Source organism: Microcoleus sp. FACHB-672 (genome assembly GCF_014695725.1).
In the GTDB taxonomy this organism is placed as follows: domain Bacteria; phylum Cyanobacteriota; class Cyanobacteriia; order Cyanobacteriales; family Oscillatoriaceae; genus FACHB-68.
In genome coordinates this window covers 20,225-42,556 of record NZ_JACJOU010000024.1, presented here as the reverse complement: position 1 = coordinate 42,556, position 22,332 = coordinate 20,225, and the positions used below count along the sequence as shown (strand labels likewise).

The following is a 22,332-nucleotide window of genomic DNA, read 5'->3' as shown; positions in this document are numbered from 1 at the left end:
GCGCTCTGAAAGAAGCATTTTACAGTGAAGAAAGTAGCTCATTGCTGCTGGTGGAGTACGATTTATTGGCCCAAAATCCAGACAAAACAATTGACCTGATTTACCAATTTATTAGAGAAGAATACTTTGAGCATGATTTTAAAAATGTTGAGTATGACGAACCTGAATTCGACCTCAGCCTGAATACCAAAGGCTTACATAAAGTGCGCTCTCAAGTCGAATTTAAACCGCGTCAAACGGTTTTGCCACCCGACTTATTTGAACGATATAACAGCTTGTCATTCTGGACAGAATTAACCGGCAGCCGCGCCAGCACGATTATTGCCAAACCAAAAGCAACGGTTTCTAACGCAGAATTAGCGGACGCGCTTTAAGTTTCGCTCTGTTTTAAATCAAATAACTTCCCCAAGAAATTATCCTAAAATGCCTAACCAAATTATTTTCGTCGATTCCACCGTTCAAAATTACCAAAGCCTCTTGCAAGGCGCAGCACCAAACGCTGAGATTGTGATTTTAGACAGTCAAAGAAGCGACATTGAGCAAATCAGCGAAATTTTAGAGAACCGAGTCAGCTTGGACGCGGTGCATCTAATCGCGCACGGCAGCGAAGGGAGTTTAAAACTAGGTTCCGACACACTCAATAGTGAAAGCCTCAGCCAACTACAAAGCTGGGGAAACGCTTTAACAGAAGATGGCGATATATTGCTGTATGGCTGTGATGTGGCTTCTGGAGATACCGGCCTGAATTTTGTTCAGAAACTGAGTCAAGTTACCGGCACGGATATTGCGGCATCTAATAACAAAACCGGCAGCAGCGCACTTGGGGCAGATTGGGATTTAGAAATCGCCATCGGCAGCATTGAAACGGCAACTCCTTTCTCTGCGGAAGCGATGGATGCTTATGAGTATGCCCTGGCAGACTTTGCGGTTACGGTTGCCACCGACAACGGAATCGGCAATACTGCTGGCACCTTAAGCTGGGCAATTTTGCAAGCGAATAACATGGCAGGAGATGACACGATTACCCTATCTAACAGTGTCAGACTCACAGGTAGCCCGCAAATCGCAATTGACAGCAATATCAACATCATTGGCAATAATAATATCGTCAGTGGGGATGCCAATGATAGCGGCAATAATGATGCCGGTGATGTGCGCCCCTTCTTTGTGAGGTCGGGGGTTGTCAGCTTCTCCAACCTTCGTGTTACGGGAGGCCGAGCGCAAGGTGGAAATGGCGGTGCCGGTGCTGCCGGTATGGGAGGCGGATTATTCATTTATGGCGGAACGGTAACGCTCAGTAATGTCGGCTTCTCCAACAACTCTGCAATCGGCGGCAATGGCGGCAATGGCAGCAGTGGCGGCAATGGCGGCAATGGCGGCGGCGGCGGCTTTGGCGCCGGCTTTATCCGCTTTTTTGGCGGCAATGGCTATGGCGGCAATGGCGGCAATGGCTTTGGCGGCGGCGGCGGCGGCGGCGGCGGCTATGGCGGCGGCTTTGGCGGCAATGGCGGCAATGGCAGCAGTGGCGGCAATGGCGGCAATGGCGGCGGCGGCGGCAATGGCGGCGGCGGCGGCGGCGGTGGCAGTGGCGGCGGCGGCAATGGCACCTATGGCGGCTTACGCGGCTTTGGCGGCGGCAATGGCGGCAATGGCGGCAATGGCGGCGGCGGCGGCGGCGGCGCCGCCGTCGGCGGCGGGGGTGCCGGCTTGGGAGGAGCAATCTTTATTCGCACCGGCCGCTTAAACCTCAACGGCACAACCTTCACTAACAACAGTGCCACCGGCGGCACCGGCCGCGGCCAAGGTAAAGGTGGAGCCATTTTTGCCATGCTATCTGTCACCAACACCAACGGCAATAACCAGGGAATGCCTTCTAGCCTCCCCACCGTCAATGCTGTCGGCAGCCTGCCCAACTTCAGCGGCAATAACGCTGCCGACAACGTCAACACTAACGCCATAACTTCTGGTGTTGCAGCAGATAACGAGGACGTTTATGGGGTGATAAACCTACAACTTCCCACCGCCAGCATCAGCGCCGGCACTTCTGCTACAGAAGGCGGAAACCCTGGCATTTTTACTGTCACTCTCAGCGGAGCCGCATCGAGCGCCACTACCCTTAATTACACTATTGCCGGCAGTGCAACCAACGGCACAGACTACACCACTTTAAGTGGAGCTGTGACGATTGCTGCCGGTCAAACCTCCGCCACAATAAATGTCAGTCCCATTAACGATACCCAACTCGATTTCAACGAAACCGTTGACCTCACCCTCGCCGCCGGCACCGGCTACAGCATCGCCGCCTCGCCAAATAACACGGCTAGGCTAACCATTGAAGATAACGATATCGCATATTTCCTCTTTCAAAACTCAAATATCATTACAGAAGGAAACAGCGGCACAACCAACGCCACCTACACAATCTCTCGTGCCGGACGCATTGATGTCGCCGGCAGCGTCGAGCTGAGCTTTGGGGGAACTGCCACTAACGGCAGCGACTACAACAACTTACAAGCCACCGGCACCGGCATTACCAATACTGGAAATATCGTTAACTTTGCTGCCGGTGCGACATCTGCAACCGTCACCTTAAATGTCTTAGGCGATACTGTGGATGAAGAGAACGAAACTATACAAATTTCTCTGACTCCCAGCACCACCCCTGCCGGTTTTCAAGCAATAATCCCCAACTCGACTCCTGTCACTACAACAATTACCGATAACGATACGGCAGGCTTCACCCTCACGAATGCCGGTGTCACCCTCAACACCACAGAAACCGGGGGACAAGCAAGTTTTACGGTTCAGTTAAATACCCAACCTACCGCTAATGTCACGATTGCCTTTACTAGCAGCAACAGTGCAGAAGGCACAGTCACTCCATCTGTCACCTTCACATCTGCTAACTGGAACACTCCTCAAACTGTTACCCTCACCGGCGTTGATGATAATGTGGTTGATGGCAATGTTGCCTATCAAATCACCGGCACTGTTTCCAGCACTGATACCCAATACAGCGCATTAATCTTCCCCTCAGTTTCTGCCAGCAACAGCAATAACGACATCGAGTATGCCATCACAGGCAACAACGCCACAGTCGCGGAAGGAAACACCGGCACCACCCCGATTACCTATACCATCACCCGTACAGGGGGTACAGATCAAGTTAGTAGCGTCAATCTTGACTTAGCCGGCACCGCTACGAATAACACAGATTACACCCTAGCCTCAGCAACCGGCACCGGCATTAGCTTAACCGGAAATATCGTTAACTTTGCTGCCGATGCGACATCTGCAACCGTCACCTTAAATGTCTTAGGCGATGTTGCCGATGAAGAGAACGAACAGATCCTAGTTTCTCTTTCTTCTCCAACTGCACCTGCCGGTTTTCAGGCAGCAACCGATTCCGACTTTACTTCTGTTACTACTACTATCACCGATGATGACACGGCAGATTTTATCATCACCCCTGTCGAGGTTACCTTCAACACCAGTGAAGCCGGGGGAACGGCAACATTTACCGTTGCACTCAATACCCAACCCAGCACTGATGTCACCATTGCCTTCACCAGCAGCAACAATGCAGAAGGCACAGTCACTCCATCCGTCACATTCAATTCCACCAATTGGAACACCCCCCAAACTGTTACCCTCACCGGCATTGATGATAATGTTGTCGATGGCAATGTTGCCTATCAAATCACCGGCACTGTTTCCAGCACTGATACCCAATACAGCGCATTAATCTTCCCCTCAGTTTCTGCCAGCAACACCGACAACGACACTGCCGGCGTCACAATTACCCAATCTGCCGGTAACACCTCAGTTACCGAAACTGGCGCAACAGACACTTACACAATCGCCTTAAATACAATTCCCACCGGCAGCGTAGAAATTACCGCCACCGCCGACACCCAAACCGAAATCAGTCTAGATGGCACCACATTTTCTAACAGTATTACCTTCAGTCGTACCGACACCAGCGCTCAAACAATCACCGTACGAGCCATTAATGATAATGTCGTAGAAAATAACCATGCCGGCACCATCACCCACACTATCAGTGACAGTGCCGCTAGTGAATATCTCACCACACTCGTCATTAATCCTGTCACTGTTAATATCACCGACGCCAACCAACCCCCTACAGTTACTAATATCAGCAAACCCGGCAGTGAAGACACCGCAATTACCTTCACGGCTGCTGATTTCACCGGCGCATTTACGGATGCAAACGGCGACAGCTTAACCCAAATTCAAATTGCCTCCTTACCCAGCAGTGGCAGCCTGATATTAAATGGAGTCGCTGTCACCGCCGCACAAGTAATTGATACTGCTAATCTCGGCAATCTCACCTTCACTCCCAACCCCAACTTTAACGGCATCCTTAGCTTTGACTGGAATGGATTTGACGGCACCGCTTACGCCACTACCAACGCCACCGTCAACCTCAATATCACCCCCGTTAATGACGCACCCATCGTCACCAATATTGCCAAAGTTGCAGAAGAAGATACTACTATTTCTTTCACTGCCGCTGACTTCACCGGCACCTTTAGTGATGTTGACGCCAACAGCCTCACCAAAATTCAAATTACCACCTTGCCAGCTAACGGCACACTCAGCTTAAATGGCGTTGCCGTCACAGCCAATCAAGAAATTGAGTTTGCGGCTTTAGGCAATCTATCTTTCACTCCATCTGCAAATTTCACCGGCAGCACCAGTTTTAATTGGAATGGCTTTGATGGCAGCACTTACGCAGTTGCCGGTGCAACCGTTAACCTGACACTCAATCCCATCAATGATCTGCCGGCACTCAGTAATATCAGCCTATCAGGCGATGAAGATACCGCCATTTCCTTCACAGCCGCTAACTTCACCAGCGCCTTTACGGATGCTGACGGCGACAGCCTCACCAAAATCAAAATTACCGCACTGCCGGCACAGGGAAATCTCACCTTAAACGGAGTTTCTGTTGCACCCAATCAAGAAATTGCCGTTGCCGAAATAGCCGGTTTAACCTTCATGCCTAACCCCAATTTTAACGGCACCCTCAGCTTAAGTTGGAATGGTTTTGACGGCACCAGTTATTCCGCAACGAATGCACAAATCAACTTAACTGTCAACCCGATAAATGATTTGCCGGTTGTTAGTACAATTAGCAAAACCGGAAGTGCCGGCATTGCCATTGCTTTTGCTTCCGCTGACTTCCAAAGTGCCTTTGGAGATTTAGATAATAATCCGCTCAGCAAGATTCAAATCACCTCACTTCCGGGTAATGGAAGTCTGACATTAAACGGAGTCGCTGTCACAGCGAATCAAGAAATTGAAACCGCTGCTTTAGCAAGCCTTGCCTTTACACCGAATGCCGGCTTCTCTGGAGTTATCACTTTTGGTTGGAATGGCTTTGATGGCACAGCTTATGCAACTGCCGGCGCAAATGTTAGTTTGGCAGTTGATGTAATTAACACCGCGGCAACTTTAGGGAATATTGCTAAAGTCGGGAATGAAAATGCTGACATTGCGTTTACTGCAGGCGACTTTACCAGCCAGTTTATCGATGCAGATAACAACCCGCTAGCGCTCGTTAAAATTACCTCGCTTCCCACGAATGGAACCCTCAAACTCAGCGGCGTCTCTGTCACAGCGAATCAAGAAATTGAAGCAACGGCTTTAGGAAATCTTGTCTTTTCTCCCAACGCCAATTTTGATGGCACAACCAGTTTTACTTGGAATGCGTTTGATAGCATCACCTACGCAACGGCTGCTGCGAGTGTTAACCTCACCGTCAATAATGTTAATAACCTGCCGATTGTCAGTACGGTGGTTAAACAAGGCGATGAAGATACGAACCTTGTATTTTCTGCAACTGATTTTACTAACGCCTTTGGAGATTTAGATGTCGAAAGTTTAGCGAAGATTCAACTCACCTCGCTACCTCAAAATGGCACGCTAAGTTTAGCCGGCGCTGCGGTAACGGTTAATCAAGAAATTGCGATTGCGGAACTCAATAATTTGAGTTTTACACCGAATGCTAATTTTAATGGAGCGGTTACTTTTAATTGGAATGGTTCAGATGGCACGGCGTATGCGACAACAGGGAGTACGATAAGTTTAACGGTTAATGCGGTTAATGATCTGCCAACGTTATCAACAGCAATTATTGATCAAAGTGCGATGCAAAATACCGCCTTTAATTTCACAGTTGCAGACACTACATTCACCGATGTTGATGGCGATATTCTCACTTACAGTGCCAGTTTGGAAAATGGCAGTGCTTTGCCAAGTTGGTTAAGCTTTAACCCGACAACCCGCGCGTTTTCCGGAACACCGGCAGCGGATAATTTAGGCGCAATTAATGTAAAAGTAACGGCATCAGATGGTGTAGCAACGGTTAGTGATGTGTTGACTTTAACGGTTAGCGCTACCCCAAATACTGCGCCGGTAGTGGCAACGCCAATTTCAGATCGTACAGCAACGGCGGGAACAGTCTTTAGTTATACGTTCCCGGAAAATACGTTTGTTGATGCGGATGGGGATGCGCTGACTTATACGTTGACGCTGGCAGATGGCAGTCCCTTACCGGCATGGTTGAGTTTTAATGCACAAACACGCACGATTTCAGGGACACCTCCTGAAGGTGCGGCAGTAACGTTTGATGTTTTGGTGACTGCATCAGATACTGCCGGTGCTTCTGCTGGTGATCGCTTTAATTTGGCGGTGAGTGCTCCCACATCCACTCCGACACCTGAACCCACACCGGCACCAACTCCTAACCCAACGCCGGCACCAACTCCTAATCCTACGCCAACGCCGGCACCAACTCCTAATCCTACGCCAACGCCGGCACCGGCACCCGCACCCACTCCCACACCTATCGATACCAGTTGTCTTTGTGATCTTTTCCCCACGCCAAATTTAGTTGCCGGCAGCATCATTCCCAATGTTGTTGAAGGCAATTTCACTGGCGGCAACGGTGTAGATTCTTTTGTCGGAGGCGCTGCCGGTGAAGCCTTTTATGGGGAAAGCGGTGATGACATTATTATTGCTATGAATGGCAATGATAATGTGTATGGCGGTGAAGGACAGGACTTACTCTTTGGCAATATTGGCACGGATTTCATTGATGCCGGTGTTGGCAATGATATCGCTTTTGGCGGTCAAGATGCGGATGGTATATTAGGCGGCGATGGCGATGATATTGCCTTAGGTGATCTCGGCAATGATACGATTTTTGGTGGTGCCGGCAATGATTTGCTATTCTGCAACAAAGGCAATGATTTTATTGATGGCGAAGATGGCAACGATACTATTTTTGGCGGCAAAGATCATGATGCTTTGTTAGGCGGAAATGGCAATGATGTTGTCTTAGGTGATATCGGGAACGATACGATTCTTGGCGGTGTCGGCAACGATTTATTATTCGGCAATGTTGGCGCTGATTTTATTGCCGGTGGCGAGGGCAATGATACGATTTTTGGCGGCAAGGATAACGACATCATTAAAGGGGGGAAGGGTGATGATATTCTCCTCGGTGATATTGGCAATGATACCCTGTGTGGCGGCGAGGGGAATGATAGTGTCTTTGGCAATACCGGCGATGACATTATGGATGGCTGTGAAGGCGATGATAGTCTTTACGGCGGTAAGGATAATGACACGTTAATTGGCAATGTTGGCAATGACTTGCTCAATGGGGAATTGGGTGAGGATTCGCTTTATGGCAATCAAGGGAGTGATACCCTCAATGGTGGCGATGGGAATGATAGCCTCTGTGGTGGTAAGGAAAATGATTTCCTGACTGGCGGTAATGGCGATGATGTACTCAAGGGTGATTTGGGTAACGATATCTTAACCGGCGGGGAGGGCAGTGATCGTTTTGTGCTGAAATCTGGTGCCGGCAGTGATACGATTGCCGATTTTACGGATGGGGAAGATTTGCTGGGTTTAAGTGCCGGTTTAACGTTCGAGAATCTCACGATTTCTTCGAGTAATAATGTCACTTTAATTCTTGCCGGTGATGAATTGTTAGCCTCTTTAAGTGGTGTGCAAGCCGGCTTGATCACTGTCAATAATTTTGCCCAAGTGTAGTTAGATAAATGGCGTCTGTTGCTATTTAATTCAGGTGTGTAGTTATCTCTATAGGGGCTTTCCAACCGGAAAGTCTCCTGGTACGTCAACACCTCCATTTAAGTGAAAACTGCCATAATACTGGTTAAATTTGAGGAAATAAAAATTAAAAGCTTTTCTAAAATTATCTTTTCCACCGGCTTGCTGTGAAAAATTTTATAAAATAAAAATTTAAAATGCCATAAACGAAACGAATCAAGTTACAGAAAAATATCCAGCCCAAATTTTTCTAAGGCAGAAGTTCCTGAATGCAGGGGTGAATTGTGGGATTAAATATCCCAGGCGATTTTAATCATCCGTCAGCGCCGGCTACAATTCTTAAGATCGCGCAGGTGGTCTTTATTTATATAGCTGCGCTGGCAATCACCCTGTCTCAAACTTGTCAAATCTACTGCAATGCCCAAGTTTCCTATTCAAGTCTGTATCACTCTGGGAACCCGTCCTGAAGCGATTAAACTAGCACCGGCGATCCAGCAATTTCAGCGTTCCCCCTATTTTGATACGCGGGTGGTTTTAACCGGCCAGCATCGAGAAATGGTCGATCAGGTGATGCAACTGTTCGATTTGAAAGCCGATCACGATCTGGCTATCATGCAACACCGGCAAACCCTCACCGATATCACCTGCCGTAGTTTACAGGGACTAGAAGCCTTTTTCCAAGAGAATGCGCCCCAACTCGTAATCGTGCAAGGAGATACCACGACGGCGTTTGCTGCCTCCCTGGCTGCCTTTTACCAGCAAATCCCTATCGGTCATGTAGAGGCCGGCTTGCGAACCGATGATTTATTAAATCCCTATCCAGAAGAAGCGAACCGGCGCTTAATTTCCCAGTTAGCGCAACTGCACTTTGCCCCCACTTCCCTTGCGGTTGAAAACCTGCATCGATCAGGCGTGACGGGTGAAATTCATCAAACCGGCAACACCGTCATTGATGCGCTGCTAACCGTGGCGAAGCGGCAACCGGCTTGCGAGATTGCCGGTTTAGAGTGGAATAAATACCGCACACTGCTGGCAACCGTTCACCGGCGGGAAAACTGGGGAGAACCGCTTGAAGGTATTGCCCAAGGATTTCTGCAAATTTTAGATACCTTTGAGGATACGGCTTTGCTGTTGCCTCTGCACCGCAATCCCACAGTTAGAGAACCGCTACAAGCATTTTTGGGCAGGCATCCCAGAGTTTTCTTAACAGAACCCTTAGATTATGCAGAGCTTGTGGGAGCGATTCAGCGCTGCTATTTGCTGCTGACGGATTCTGGGGGATTACAGGAAGAAGCACCGGCATTGGGTAAGCCGGTTTTAGTGTTACGAGAAACCACAGAAAGACCCGAAGCAATCGCTGCCGGCACGGCTAAACTGGTTGGCACCGATTGTGATCGTATTGCCGGTGCTGCCAAGGAATTGCTAGGCGATCCGGTTGCTTATCAAGCAATGGCAACGGCTGTTAATCCTTTCGGAGATGGCCATGCCGCCGAACGCATCGTGCAAATTGTGGAAAACTACTTTCAAGTAAGTGCTGAGTCCTGAGTGCTGAGTGGTAAATTCTCAGTCTGAGATGAGGTTGTGGCTGCTTATATTCTCCCTATACCCCATGCGCCATTCCCCTCAAGATTATTTCCCTCTTCGCGGCGGGAATGAGTGCTGAAAATTCCGATCTCCTTGATAACCCGATATCTCAGCAAGTTTATCCAGCGATTGCAAACCCGAATAGAATTTATTGTTAATTTCCCAAGTCGGAAATCCCTTAATGTTAGCCGCCATGCAAACCTCAGTCTGAGCGTTTTTCCCTCTAGGATCGCATTCAATGTAATTGATTTCAGCAAATGCTTCTTTGCCTAAAAGTTGCTCTTGGGCGTGGCAGTAAGGACACCAATAAGCCCCATAGAATTTGGCATCTAAACTTTTGAGATGGCGTGCTAAAGCTATTTCTGCCGGCCCGGAAGTCGTGGTAATTGGTGGCCCTTCTTCTCCCTTTGACGGTTCCTCCCGACGCGGGGAATCCTGCGCCAAGATGTTTGTTTCTTCACTGCTAGAACTAGATGCGGCGTTTATTTTCTGGACATTTGCGTAAACTCCCACCGCACCTGTCAAAGTCAGCAGGCTGACTGTAACGCCACTCAAAAAAAGTTGGAATTTAGTTAATTTCATTGTAAATTTGAGAGAATTTCGCTAGTAAGTTCAATGGCTTCTTGAGCCGTAGTAACCACAATAACGTTTTCTTGTGATAAAGTTTGGAAAAAAACTTGGCTTTCGGCGTGGTTATTTAATAAAATAACTTTTTTGTTGGCTTTGAGGGCAAGGGCAATTTCTGAAGCCGTGCCGACACCCATCCCACAAGCAATGATCACATCTGAAGAAAGAACATTAATATTATTACGGGCGCTGCCCATGCCGGTGACAATGGCAATATCAATCCCCTCAGAGAGATGGCTGCAATCTTCTGCCGGCAGAATACCAATCGTCAAACCGTTTGCCTTTTTTGCACCCATAGAAGCCGCATCCATCACACCGGCATCCCTGCCGCCGGTGAGCAGCACCCATCCCTTTTCAGCAATTAATTTGCCCAGTTCACCTGCATTTTGCAGATCGTTTGCCGTTGCACCGGCACCGGGTCCCATCACCCCAATAACTATTTTTTTCATCAAACTTTTTTAAGGCAAAAGGACGCAAAGTTTCAGGCAAAAAAAATCTGAACTTTGCGTCCTTGATGTAAAAACCTCTGGTTAAAACACAGAACCAATAATCATGCCGACAAGTAGAATAAAACCTATTTTGACATTTTGGCCGAACTGCTGAGCGTAAACTAACTTGGGGAGGTTGTCTTGTCTGAGTTTGCTGTATTGCCAACCCCACCAGCCGATAGCCACAAATAAAGCGATCCAAAATCCAATCCGCAGGTGCATCATCCCGCCGACAATTGCCAGAAAAGCCGAGGCACCAGCGTAGGATAAAACCACCGCTTCAGCAGCATAATCGCCAAAAAATAGGGCGCTGGAGTTGATCCCCAGGCGTCTATCATCTTCGCGATCACTCATGGCGTAAACGGTGTCAAATCCCAAAGTCCAGAGAACCGTTGCCGCCCAAAGCGCCCAAGTGGCCGATTCTAAGCGACCGGCAACGGCACTCCAACTGATGAGGACAGCAAAACCCCAAGCAATCGATAGCACCAGTTGTGGCACCGCAAATTTGCGCTTTGTCAGGGGGTAGATAATAATCACTGGCAAGGCAGCTACGCACAGCCAGAAGGTGAAGGTATTGAGATAAAGGGCAAGAATGCCGGCGCAAATAAAAGCCACCACCGCAACCACAAGCCCCACTCTCACCGAGAGCACTCTCGAAGCCAGGGGGCGCTGTCGCGTCCGCTCAACTTTTGGGTCAATATCTCGATCCCACAGATCGTTAACAACGCAGCCGGCAGCACTGGTGACTAAACTTCCTAACATAATCACGCCCACCAGCAGGATCGGGGGTTTTCCCTGTGCCGCCAAAAACACAGCCCAGAGGGCGGGAATCATCAAAATTAGCCGTCCTGCCGGCTTGTCCCACCTCAACAATCGAAAGATGCTTTGCCAGATGGCTTCAGGTTGGCGTTTTTGTGTCGTCAGCATTGCATTAACTGATAAATGAGCGGCTTAACTATATATTTAGGCAATGTGGCGCGATTGAGAGACACAGCTTGCAGGCTATTTTGCCACAACTAATTAAGGAAGATTTTAGCCTATTGCAGTTTTGCCGGTTCTTGCCTATCACCTATGACCTGTATAAGATATCTTTATTCTGGAGGTCTGGGCTGGGGTTGTAACCCTAGATACATTGGGATGGTCAATACAGTTCCGTTCGTGAAAAATTCTGCTTCTTCAATGGAGCAAGACCGCATTATCGCTGCCATTGATTTAGGAACCAATTCGCTCCACATGGTAGTAGTGCGGATTCAACCGGCGCTGCCTGCATTTACCATTATCGCCCGAGAGAAAGAAACAGTGCGTTTGGGCGATCGCTGCCTGGAAACCGGCGATCTCAAACAGCCGGTGATGAAACGTGCGATCGCAGCCCTACGGCGTTTTCAAGAAATCGCCAAAAGCTTGAATGCCGAAACCACCATCGCCGTTGCCACCAGCGCTGTGCGTGAAGCGCCCAACGGCAGAGACTTTTTAGCACAAATCGAAGAACAATTAGACTTAGCCGTTAGTTTAATCTCTGGGCAAGAAGAAGCCCGGAGAATTTATCTCGGTGTGTTGTCGGGGATGGAATTTAACAACCAACCCCACATCATTATTGACATTGGCGGCGGTTCAACCGAATTAATTTTAGGCGATGGCCACGAACCTCGCTCTCTCAGCAGCACCAAAGTAGGCGCGGTGCGACTCACGGCAGAATTTATCACCACAGATCCCATCAGCAACCCAGAGTTTCAGTGCCTGCAAGCCTATGTGCGGGGGACGCTGGAGCGATCGGTAGACGAGTTACGCGCCCAATTGCTGCCCGGTGAGTACCCTCGTTTAGTGGGGACAGCCGGCACGATTGAAACGTTGGCTACAATTAACGCCCGTGAAAAACTGGGGATGGTGCCCAACCCCCTCAGCGGCTACCAATTGAGCCTGAAAGACCTCAGAGAGTTAGTCACTCGCCTGCGGAAGCTTTCCTACACAGAACGATTAGCGATTCCAGGGATGTCTGATCGCCGGTCAGAAATCATCCTTGCCGGTGCCCTAATTTTACAAGAAGCCATGACCCTGTTAGGCATGGAATCCCTAACCATTTGCGAGCGTTCCCTGCGTGAAGGCGTCATCGTAGATTGGATGCTCACCCACGGCTTGATAGAAGATCGGCTGCGCTATCAAAGCTCAGTCCGCGAACGTAATACCTTTAAAATCGCCCAAAAATACCAAGTCAACTTAGAAGCCAGTGAACGAGTCGCAACATTTGCCCTCAGTTTATTTGACCAAACCCAAGGCATTCTTCACAACTGGGGTATAGAAGAACGCGAACTGCTTTGGGCTGCCGGCATCTTACACAACTGCGGTCTTCATGTCAGCCATTCCTCTCACCATAAACACTCTTATTACCTAATTCGCAATAGTGAACTTCTCGGCTATACAGAAACCGAGATAGAAGTGATTGCGAATTTAGCACGTTACCATCGCAAAAGCGCTCCTAAGAAAAAGCATGATAATTACCGCAATTTGCCGACTAAAAGATATCGGCAGATGGTAAGCCAACTCAGCGCATTACTCCGCTTAGCTGTCGCACTAGATCGTCGGCAAATTGGTGCAGTCGAACGCGTCAATTGCGAATACAGTCATGAATTTCAGGAACTTCATTTGTGGTTGCAGCCGGCAAACCCAGACGATGAGTGTATTTTAGAGCGCTGGAGTTTGGATTATAAGAAAGACGTTTTTGAAGCAGAATACGGCGTTAAATTGGTCGCAACCTTACTTTCAGCGTCGGTTATTGCTAATTAGCCGGTTATTACTTGATCACCTGAAACAGATCACTTGTAAACACACAGACGTGCCGGCAAGCGACATGATCATCTGCGTATGCCTAACGCCACGCTGCGCTATCATCTGCGTATGCCTGCGGCACGCTGCGCTATCATCTGCGGTTAATAAACAAAAACCTCAACACCCACAAGAAGTCTAAAATTACTAACCTTTTTCTACCTTAAAGCAAACGCAATTGACGATCACCATCATCAATCGGCAGCTTCTCATTACTCACTGAAACTTCCAATTCTCCCACTTCTATGGCTTGACTTTTTTCCTCAACCTCAGCCGTTTCCAACCATATCTCCTCCCCCGCCAACAAATTTTGCGCCGCTTCTAACAACTCAACCTTAATATCCCTCAAATCATCCCGACTGCCCAAATAAGCATTCAGCGCTTCCAGCGGATCGATACTCGCACTTGAACCCAACTCCGGTAAACGAGGCCGAGCTAACTGACTTACTAGCTCCGGTTGAATCGTATAGTTATGCGCCTCGACGAGTGCGCCATGCAACATCGTATTATCAATGCGATCAAGCTGCTCAGACCGAACCTGATAAATTAACCTAACCACCGCATCTTTAATGTCTTTTTTCGCGATCGCACTGAGCAACGTTGCCTGGGGATCGGCTGACTCAGACACATCAACCCGAATCGTTTGGAACTTCCGCACCGGCAGCGCACAAAACTCCCACTTTGTCTTGCCGCGCTCAATCTCCACCATCACATAGCCTTTATCTTCCTTTTCCTCACTAAAATCCACCCGTTCAATGCTGCCGGGATAAACAACAGGCGGTTCATTAGACGGATTAAGGTTTTGGTGTAAATGGATATGTCCCAAAGCCACATAATCAAAGCAAGGACGAATCAGCATCGACATCGGAATCGTGAAACCCTTGCCCACAGCCAGAAACCGTTCTGCGCCATATTCCGCCTTATCTGCCATCAAGTGCGCCAGCAGAACCGTTGGCACCTCTGGATCGAGCTGCCGGATATCCCCTTCCAGAACCACGCGCAGTTTATCAATCAATAAATGGTTAACATCTGAGAGTGCCAATCCTTCTGTTTCCGCGCGTGTCATTAATGTTGAGCGTGTCAGCCAAGGCAGCGTCATCACTTGCACCGGCCCACTTTTTGTCTCGATCCGGTGAGTTTCCAAGCGATCGCCCACAATAAACCCAGGCACTCCTAATGTGCGGTAAATGCACAGACTCGCGCCGCCTTGTCCTTGGGAATGCTGATCGTGATTGCCAACTAATAATACCGTGGGGATTTGGGCATCAACAAGCCGGCGAAATTGGCTGGCAAACGCTTCCTGCACAAAAGGAGGAGGAGTGGCATCAGGAAAGGCATCCCCGCCAAACAACACCAAATCCACAGGCTCTGTCAGCGCTCGATCAATACATCGGGACAATGTTTTGACAAAATCTTCTAATCGTGTATTTAATCCCGTTTCTGGGTTGATCCGTCCGTGGGAGAAACCACTCCCCATGTGAATATCTGATAAATGCAGAATTTTAATCATTGTCTCACTTACAGGAGGCCAGGAACTTTTTGATAGATTTCGCTAATTGTGCAACTAAAATTTACACTTGCTAAGTAAACTTCATCCCCTTTTTCATAAGTTTGACACACCCAACTTCCCAACTCATTCAGGCGAAAACACTCCACCCTCATCTCAGATTGGTTGATCAGTACATATTCTCGCAAACTGGGTAAAGTTTGGTAATCAGCAAATTTCTCACCTCTGTCAAAACTTGCTGTTGAGGGAGATAGCACTTCAACCACTAAAGACGGAAAAAGAATAAAGTCTTCAGTAGAAGTAGTATCTTGCTCATCGCAACTGACTGCTACATCAGGATAGTAATAGCAATTTGCCGCTTCAAGTCTAACTTTTATATCAGAGGTAAGAACAATACAGGGCGTGTCGCGTAGATGATTGTTTAATAGGGTAACTAAATTGCCGGCAATAATAATATGTGGTTTTTTAGCCCCTGTCATTGCAAAGACGTGACCTTGCCGGTACTCATGTTTAATAGGACTTTCTCGTTCTCCTTCTAAATAAAGTTCTGGGGAAATGTAGAAAGAGCTTTTGCTAACACTCATTTGGTTAATTTAGGTTATCAGAGTTGTAGCGGACAAGATGCCGGCACTCCAAGGTTTTCAGGCACAGGACTGCTATCGCTTGATTCTATAAATAGTTATTCTAGCTTGCCGGCACTTGGTTCAACGGGGTTAGCAATAGAATAAAAGAAAAAAACCCGCCCAACTTAACAGCAAGGGCGGGGTTTTTCTTATTATGACTGCCGGCCTAAATGTGAATTCCACACTCAGTTTTCGCTGAGCCACGCCACCGACCGGCACGTTCATCTTCGCCCTTTGCGATTGGCGTTGTCAGCGGTTCATCGCCAATGCTGCCATAACCTCGGTCATGCAAGACATTGTAAGGAACGTTATTGTCCATCACATAAGCCCAAGTCTGGTTGCGTGTCCAGTTGGCTAAAGGATTCACCTTAATCCGATGCTTAATATCGCGCTCAAACACCGGCATCACGGTGCGAGTGCTTGCTTGATCTCGCCGCCTGCCGGTCAGCCAAGCGACGGTGTTGAGTTCTGCCAAACCTCTTTGCAGCGGTTCAACTTTAGTGATGTAGTGAAATTTCTGAACGTCTTTGTCCCACAGCGCCTCACCGTACTCTTCGGCAAAGGCTTCGCGAGAATCTACGCCCTCAATTTTATAGACTCTCAGATCCAAGTTGTAGAGGTTCTTGGAGTTTTCAACAAGTTCTAAGGTTTCGCGGAAATGATGCAGCGTATCGAGAAACAGCACCGGCACGGGCGGCTCTGGTTTGAGTTCGCGGTATAGAATATCCATCGTCACCATACCACTGACTCCAAAAGCACTGGTCTGCACCAGTCCTGTCGGAATATTTCTGATACACCAGGCGAGAATCTCTCTTGGGTGGGCTGTTTCAAATCTCTGGTTGAGTTCATCCAGGTCAAGAGAGGAAGTTTGAATTTGAACTTCTTCGGAGCAGACCATGCTTGCTTTTAACTCTCAACTGCTTACATTTTTTACAGTTTTTATTGTAGCCGATAAAGGCACATAACCTGATCGGGTATCCGTATTTTAAGCGCAACACCCGAAATCGCCTCAAATCATCTACAGTGTAAGGATCTGATTCTTAAAGTTTTTGCAAAAAACTCGCATGATATTTTTAACCAGTAGTGTTTCTATATTTGGAACTACAGGTTTTCAATCTCACGCACTTAATGAAAATTAGTAGAAATCCGCTACTACTAAAGGTAGGGGCATTGGGCGAGTCTGTGGTAATTCACCACAGGCGAGGGATGGGGCATTGGGCATGGCTGCGATAGCCTAACTTAAAAGGGAGTATAGCTTGCTTAAGGCAGAGTTTGACTAAAGAAGTGAGCAAAAATGCCGATATTTAAAAATAATACCCTCCCATAGGGGTTGCCGGCAGCAAATTGACCTTCCAATCTGCCGTTAAATCAACAGCCCGTAAGCTTTCTGTTATCCTGACAATCAGCACTACCGCCCCCGATGCCGGCAACCCCTATGCAAACTTCTCCAGCTATCCAATCTGCTTGGCAACAGCTTAGAAATCAGGTGATCACTTGCGAACAAGCACTTCGGTTGCTGGTCGATCAAAACGGTTTGCTTAACCTGAGACTGCTTGATCGAGAAGTTAGTTATCGCTTTTTTCGAGAATTTCCTGACAGAAAACAGTTGCCGCCGGTGATTCCCTTGCTGCTGTGGCGCAACTGTTACTATTTGGGCAGTCCTGTAGAAGTCTTAAATGAAGAGATGGACTATCTCAGCGAACGCACCTTCAGCAACATCAAAATCATACCAATTGACGACAAAAGCTATCGCTCTTGGTATCACACACAAAAGCTTGATCCCAACCGCATTAGTTCCGCCCCTTTGGTGAATCCCCTCACCGGCGAAGAAGAGAGAGAAGATCTCAGCGAAACCACCGAAATCTATCTCTCCAAAGCAGTTAACCAAATCGGGCGGATTAGAACGTTAATTTCTGGGGCATTACGCAATCGGGCTAGCGATATTCATCTAGAACCGATGCAAGAAGGCTTAAAGGTACGCTATCGCATTGATGGTGTGCTGCGGGATATTACAACTTTGCCGCGCGAAATTAGCCGGCAAATGGTTGTCGCGATTAAAGTTATGTCCAATATGGATATTGCGGAAAGCCGGCGGCCTCAAGATGGGCGGATCGGAGAAAATTATGCTGCCGGTCAAGATGAAGTGGGTTTAGATATGCGCGTCAGTACCCTGCCTTGTGTGGGCGGGGAAAAAGCCGTGATTCGGTTATTACCCCAACAGAACCCATTTTCCAATATGGAAGACTTAGGCTTTTCTCAAAAAAACCTGGCGACTTTCAAAAATTGGTTAAGCCAGCCCCAAGGCATGATCATCCTCACCGGCCCGACCGGCTCTGGAAAAACAAGCACACTTTACACCAGTTTGCAATCAGTTGCTAAAGAATATGTGAACGTCGTCACAGTCGAAGATCCGGTAGAATACGTTTTGCCCCGGATCACGCAAACCCAAGTCAACGAACGAGCCGGCATGACCTTTGCCGCCGGCCTGCGGGCAATTTTGCGTCAAGATCCAGACATTATCATGGTTGGGGAAATTCGTGACCAAGAAACCGCCGAAACAGCCATCCGGGCAGCCCTTACCGGCCACTTAGTCTTTACCACCTTGCACACCAACGATGCGGTTGGTGCCATTCCCCGTTTAAAAGATATTGGCCCTGATCCCGGTTTGATTAGTGATGCCCTGTTAGGAATCGTTGCCCAGCGCTTGGTGCGTCGCGTTTGTCCCCACTGTAGTGAATCTTATATCCCCAGCGATGAAGATTTGCAAGTGCTGGGCTTAGAACGAGATCAGGCAAAGCCAGATAGCTGGCGCAAGGGGCGGGGGTGCGCCAATTGTTTTAGTTCGGGCTATTTGGGGCGTGAAGCGATTGTAGAAATTTTGGATATTGATGAGATGGTGCAACAGCTAATCTATGAAGGGACAATGACCCAACTGCACCGTTACCTCAATCAAAGTGGGTTTGCATCCTTTCGGTTGGCTGCTATAGACAAAGTGACAACCGGCATTACAACGGTGGAAGAAGTTTTGCGAGTGCTGCACCGTAGCGCCTTGCGACGTAAAGGGGGAACCGTTGTAGCCGCCGGCATTGAGCCTGGAATAGCAAGTTAAATGTTATTAATCTTCATAGCAAGCTCCTGCAAAGCTTATTTTGTGTAAAATACAGACAATTCATGAAAAGTGAAGAACTTCTAAAACGATATGTCGGCGGGGAAAGGAATTTCTGCGGGGTAGACCTGAGCGGAGCCGATCTGAGAGTCACGAATTTAACCGGCATAAATCTTGCTGGGGCAAAACTTAATCACGCTTTCTTAGTGGGGACAAATTTAGCCGGCGCGAACCTTTTTGGCGCAGAGTTGGTGGGCACAAATTTAGCGAGTGCCTGTCTGATCGGGGCCAAATTCACTCAGGCAAAATTCTGTGAGACAAACCTAATCGGCGCAGATTTAACCGGCGCTGACTTGGGTGGGTTATCGCTGGCACAAATGCAAATTATTGGCTCACGGCTGTTCAGTGCCAACCTTGCCGGTGCAAATTTGAAATTTGTCAACTTCACCGGCTCAGATTTAAATAAAGCCAACCTTGCCGGTGCAGATTTAACGGAAGCAAATCTGACCGGCACCCATCTCACCTTCACCAAACTCACCTCAGCGATCTTGCAAAAAGCCAACTTAACGGGAGCGAATTTAACAGGTGCAGACTTAAGCGAGGCAAATTTAACAAGTGCAGACTTAACTCGCACACACTTAAGCGGCACAAAATTAGTCAAAGCGATCCTGTGGAATGCCAATTTAACAGATGCCATCCTCGACCACACAAATCTAGCCGGTGCCGCGATGAATGGCGCAACGATGCCCGATGGCACAATGAACCCAGGATAGTCTTCTAGTCCTTCGGTCGCTTGTTTTTCATTCTCAACACAGGAGTTAAGAGAAGTATTAACGCTGAAGCAATCGTCAAGCATATCGGCGATAATATTTTGGATGCTCTATCCCTACAGGGGAGAGTTTTCCAGTGAGGGTGCATATTCAGGTGGCCGGCACAGGCAAATCCAGGGGCTAAAAGCACGGTCATTCATAAACACACGACCTTTCGGTTGGCGCAGCCTTGCCCCATCTCAGGGGCGTGGTGCAGCACCCGATCCTCGCCTGTGGCCCCCTCTTCAGACGTAATGTTTAAAATTGCTGGACTCTCTATTTAGCAGCCTTCACCTAAAAATTAATCCAAATTTAGCGACCCTATCCAGAGCAATTTTTATAGAGGTATTAATAAGATTGGGAAATAACGGGTGCATTTTGGCGCGGAAAAAAAAGGTTCCTCGCTCAAATTATAGGGAACTGTAAATAGATATGACCTGGCTCCAGACCCGGCAGTGGCGGTATTTGATTTCGGTGGGTGTTCTCACTGCGGTTTACTTTGGCGCGGCAGTTCTCGCAACTAAAATTCCGGGAATGAATGTGTTGGCGTCGCCCGTGGGATTGCCTGCCGGTATTGCCCTAGCAGCCCTTCTCGTCCACGGAGAACGGTTGTGGCCTGGGGTTGGGTTGGGTGCTTTTTTCTTTGCATTCTCATGCCGTGCCTCATGGGTTGTGGCTTTAGGCATCAGCGCCAGCAGTGCCTTGCAAGCGGTAGCCGGGTTAAAGCTGCTCAACCGCATGGGGTTTCGCCCTTCATTTGAACGCCCGCGAGATGTGGTTTCCCTCTTTTCGGGCGCAATGGTATCGATGCTCATCAATGCTAGCCTCGATACATTAACCTTGTGCTTAGCCGGCATCCAACCCTGGGCCGAATTTGAGTCACTGTGGTGGAGTGTATGGGTAGGAGGCGTGATGGGTGTCGCAATTTTGACGCCCCTGTTACTCAAATGGCGTGAGTGGCCCGACCCTAAACGTTTTGGCTACCTCATTGAAGTGAGTAGCTGGCTCTGTCTTCTGTTGAGCATCGGCTGGATTGTTTTCTGTTCGAGAACGCGGGTGTATATTGCCAGCTATCCCCTTGAGTACCTGCCGTTTCCATTTATGGTGTGGGGGGCTTTGCGATTTGGCCAGGGGGGAACGGTTCTCGCTAACTTGATTTTTTCTGGTTTTGCCCTGTGGGGTGTCGCCAGGGAAAGTGGCCCTTTCCTCAAGCATACGAGCAATAACGGCGAGGCGATTCTGACTTTACAAGCCTTTACAGCGGTACTTGCTCTGACTTCTCTGGTTTTGGCTGCTGCCATTGCCGGCCGCCAGCGTGCGGAGGTATCGCTGCGGGAAAATCAAGCGAGTTTGGCGAATGCTCAGCGGATCGCTCAAGTGGGAAACTGGGACTTAGACTTGATGAAACAGCATTTATCTTGGTCAGATGAAGTTTATCGCCTGGTCGGATTTTCTCCCGGTACGATTCGCCCTGCACACGAGACTTTTTTGCAATTAGTTCATCCTGATGACCAATCGTTGGTCAGTGAGTCTTTCAGTCAGGCATTGAACGAGCGAACACCTTACAGTATTGACTACCGAATTGTGCGCTCAGATGGCACTCAACGTACGGTTCACGAGCAAGTGGAAATTATTCTAAACCAGGTAGGAGAGGCAGTTCGTCTCACCGGCACGGTTCAGGACATTACAGAACGCCAACGGGCCGAAGAATTCCGTTTGGCGAAAGAAGCTGCTGAAGAAGCCAACCGTGCGAAAAGTGCGTTTTTGGCGAATATGAGTCATGAGTTGCGGACGCCGCTGAATGCAATTATTGGTTACAGTGAGATGCTCCAAGAGGAAGCCGAAGATGCCGGTGAGGACGCATTTGTTGAAGACCTATTGAAAATTAATTCTGCCGGCAAACAACTGCTTTCTTTGATTAGCGATATTCTGGATTTATCTAAGATTGAAGCGGGACGCATGACGCTTCATGTAGAAACTTTTGAAATATCGACGCTGATCTGGGAAGTTGTTACTACCATTCAGCCGCTAGCAGACAAAAATGCCAATACACTTACGGTTCATTGTCCTGATGATATTGGCTCAATGCAGCTTGATTTGAGTAAGGTTCGGCAAGCGCTGCTCAATATTCTGAGTAATGCGGCTAAGTTTACTAAGCAGGGGAAAATTACGCTAACAGTAGATACGGCAGCGGAACTGAATTACAAAGCCGTTGAACGCGATAATGGAAGGGTAGGAGAGAATCTGCAATCTTTTGCTCCCTCACTTTCTCATAACTTGGCCGGTTCAAATTCTCCCTCGCCTTGGATCATTTTCTCTGTCACCGATACCGGCATTGGGATGACTCCGCAGCAAAGTGCTCAGGTGTTCCAGCCTTTTACCCAAGCGGATAACTCGACAACTCGCAATTATGGCGGCACAGGACTGGGACTGACGATTACCCAAAAGTTTTGCCAAATGATGGGGGGAGATATTACAGTTAGCAGTGAATTGGGTCATGGATCGACGTTTACAATTTGGCTGCCGGTGAAGCTAAGTGAATCGCAAATAGAATCCAATTCTCAGCCTTCACGGTCAAACTCAAATGTTTGATAATTTTAGGCTATCGGATACCAATGCAGTCACCTTTTTTTATATTTCTCTTTTTTTAAATAAAGAG

The 22,332-nt window shown here is 48.3% G+C and carries 12 protein-coding genes and 1 pseudogene; 7 read left to right on the top strand and 6 right to left on the bottom strand.

The genetic code is table 11. The annotated features are described in order from the left end of the window. The 3 genes and pseudogenes from H6F56_RS19555 to wecB form a co-directional block, all read left to right on the top strand. Nucleotides 1-374, top strand: a pseudogene (locus H6F56_RS19555) (hypothetical protein); the annotation flags it as partial. A gap of 49 nt (nucleotides 375-423) precedes the next feature. Beyond that, entirely contained in the window at nucleotides 424-8,091 is a 7,668-nt protein-coding gene (locus H6F56_RS19550) for a DUF4347 domain-containing protein (RefSeq protein ID WP_190671507.1), read from the top strand. Between the two features lie 435 nt (nucleotides 8,092-8,526). After that, nucleotides 8,527-9,654: a non-hydrolyzing UDP-N-acetylglucosamine 2-epimerase gene (gene wecB / locus H6F56_RS19545; RefSeq protein WP_190671505.1), complete on the top strand. Its 1,128-nt coding sequence runs from the start codon at nucleotides 8,527-8,529 to the stop codon at nucleotides 9,652-9,654. 84 nt (nucleotides 9,655-9,738) lie between these two features. Here the strand turns inward: wecB and H6F56_RS19540 are convergent, their stop codons facing one another. The 3 genes from H6F56_RS19540 to H6F56_RS19530 all read right to left on the bottom strand — a co-directional run bounded on the left by H6F56_RS19540 (nucleotide 9,739) and on the right by H6F56_RS19530 (nucleotide 11,735). Beyond that, nucleotides 9,739-10,275, bottom strand: coding sequence for a glutaredoxin family protein (locus H6F56_RS19540; protein WP_190671503.1), 537 nt, complete (start codon nucleotides 10,273-10,275; stop codon nucleotides 9,739-9,741). Further along, complete coding sequence (locus H6F56_RS19535) at nucleotides 10,272-10,769, bottom strand: TIGR00725 family protein (protein WP_190671501.1); 498 nt, start codon at nucleotides 10,767-10,769, stop codon at nucleotides 10,272-10,274. The genes H6F56_RS19540 and H6F56_RS19535 overlap by 4 nt, the downstream gene beginning before the upstream one ends. Before the next feature lie 81 nt (nucleotides 10,770-10,850). Continuing rightward, on the bottom strand, nucleotides 10,851-11,735 hold the full coding sequence (locus tag H6F56_RS19530; protein ID WP_190671499.1) for a 4-hydroxybenzoate solanesyltransferase: 885 nt from the start codon (nucleotides 11,733-11,735) through the stop codon (nucleotides 10,851-10,853). A 210-nt stretch (nucleotides 11,736-11,945) separates the two neighbouring features. Here H6F56_RS19530 and H6F56_RS19525 point away from each other — a divergent pair, with 210 nt between their 5' ends. Next, on the top strand, nucleotides 11,946-13,589 hold the full coding sequence (locus H6F56_RS19525) for a Ppx/GppA phosphatase family protein (RefSeq protein WP_190671497.1): 1,644 nt from the start codon (nucleotides 11,946-11,948) through the stop codon (nucleotides 13,587-13,589). A gap of 202 nt (nucleotides 13,590-13,791) precedes the next feature. Here H6F56_RS19525 and sbcD read toward each other — a convergent pair whose 3' ends face one another. From sbcD to cysH, 3 genes are all read right to left on the bottom strand, one after another. Continuing rightward, the gene (sbcD, locus tag H6F56_RS19520) at nucleotides 13,792-15,138 is read right to left on the bottom strand and encodes an exonuclease subunit SbcD (RefSeq protein ID WP_190671495.1); all 1,347 of its coding nucleotides are present in this window, start codon (nucleotides 15,136-15,138) and stop codon (nucleotides 13,792-13,794) included. Nucleotides 15,139-15,146: 8 nt separating this feature from the next. Next, nucleotides 15,147-15,719: a Uma2 family endonuclease gene (locus H6F56_RS19515; protein ID WP_190671493.1), complete on the bottom strand. Its 573-nt coding sequence runs from the start codon at nucleotides 15,717-15,719 to the stop codon at nucleotides 15,147-15,149. A 205-nt stretch (nucleotides 15,720-15,924) separates the two neighbouring features. Further along, complete coding sequence (gene cysH, locus H6F56_RS19510; protein ID WP_190671491.1) at nucleotides 15,925-16,656, bottom strand: phosphoadenosine phosphosulfate reductase; 732 nt, start codon at nucleotides 16,654-16,656, stop codon at nucleotides 15,925-15,927. 537 nt (nucleotides 16,657-17,193) lie between these two features. Here cysH and H6F56_RS19505 point away from each other — a divergent pair. The 3 genes from H6F56_RS19505 to H6F56_RS19495 all read left to right on the top strand — a co-directional run bounded on the left by H6F56_RS19505 (nucleotide 17,194) and on the right by H6F56_RS19495 (nucleotide 22,265). Continuing rightward, complete coding sequence (locus H6F56_RS19505) at nucleotides 17,194-18,867, top strand: GspE/PulE family protein (RefSeq protein WP_190671511.1); 1,674 nt, start codon at nucleotides 17,194-17,196, stop codon at nucleotides 18,865-18,867. 62 nt (nucleotides 18,868-18,929) lie between these two features. After that, nucleotides 18,930-19,637, top strand: a complete 708-nt coding sequence (locus H6F56_RS19500; RefSeq protein ID WP_190671490.1) for a pentapeptide repeat-containing protein — start codon at nucleotides 18,930-18,932, stop codon at nucleotides 19,635-19,637. Nucleotides 19,638-20,105: 468 nt separating this feature from the next. Beyond that, nucleotides 20,106-22,265, top strand: a complete 2,160-nt coding sequence (locus H6F56_RS19495; RefSeq protein WP_190671487.1) for an MASE1 domain-containing protein — start codon at nucleotides 20,106-20,108, stop codon at nucleotides 22,263-22,265. Nucleotides 22,266-22,332: the final 67 nt, after the last annotated feature.

Coding starts and splice junctions, on each gene's coding strand:
- H6F56_RS19535 (WP_190671501.1), bottom strand. CDS start 10,769: ATGAAAAAAATAGTTATTGGGGTGATGGGACCCGGTGCCGGTGCAACG.
- H6F56_RS19540 (WP_190671503.1), bottom strand. CDS start 10,275: ATGAAATTAACTAAATTCCAACTTTTTTTGAGTGGCGTTACAGTCAGC.
- H6F56_RS19505 (WP_190671511.1), top strand. CDS start 17,194: ATGCAAACTTCTCCAGCTATCCAATCTGCTTGGCAACAGCTTAGAAAT.
- H6F56_RS19530 (WP_190671499.1), bottom strand. CDS start 11,735: ATGCTGACGACACAAAAACGCCAACCTGAAGCCATCTGGCAAAGCATC.
- H6F56_RS19550 (WP_190671507.1), top strand. CDS start 424: ATGCCTAACCAAATTATTTTCGTCGATTCCACCGTTCAAAATTACCAA.
- H6F56_RS19495 (WP_190671487.1), top strand. CDS start 20,106: ATGACCTGGCTCCAGACCCGGCAGTGGCGGTATTTGATTTCGGTGGGT.
- sbcD (WP_190671495.1), bottom strand. CDS start 15,138: ATGATTAAAATTCTGCATTTATCAGATATTCACATGGGGAGTGGTTTC.
- H6F56_RS19500 (WP_190671490.1), top strand. CDS start 18,930: ATGAAAAGTGAAGAACTTCTAAAACGATATGTCGGCGGGGAAAGGAAT.
- H6F56_RS19525 (WP_190671497.1), top strand. CDS start 11,946: ATGGTCAATACAGTTCCGTTCGTGAAAAATTCTGCTTCTTCAATGGAG.
- wecB (WP_190671505.1), top strand. CDS start 8,527: ATGCCCAAGTTTCCTATTCAAGTCTGTATCACTCTGGGAACCCGTCCT.
- cysH (WP_190671491.1), bottom strand. CDS start 16,656: ATGGTCTGCTCCGAAGAAGTTCAAATTCAAACTTCCTCTCTTGACCTG.
- H6F56_RS19515 (WP_190671493.1), bottom strand. CDS start 15,719: ATGAGTGTTAGCAAAAGCTCTTTCTACATTTCCCCAGAACTTTATTTA.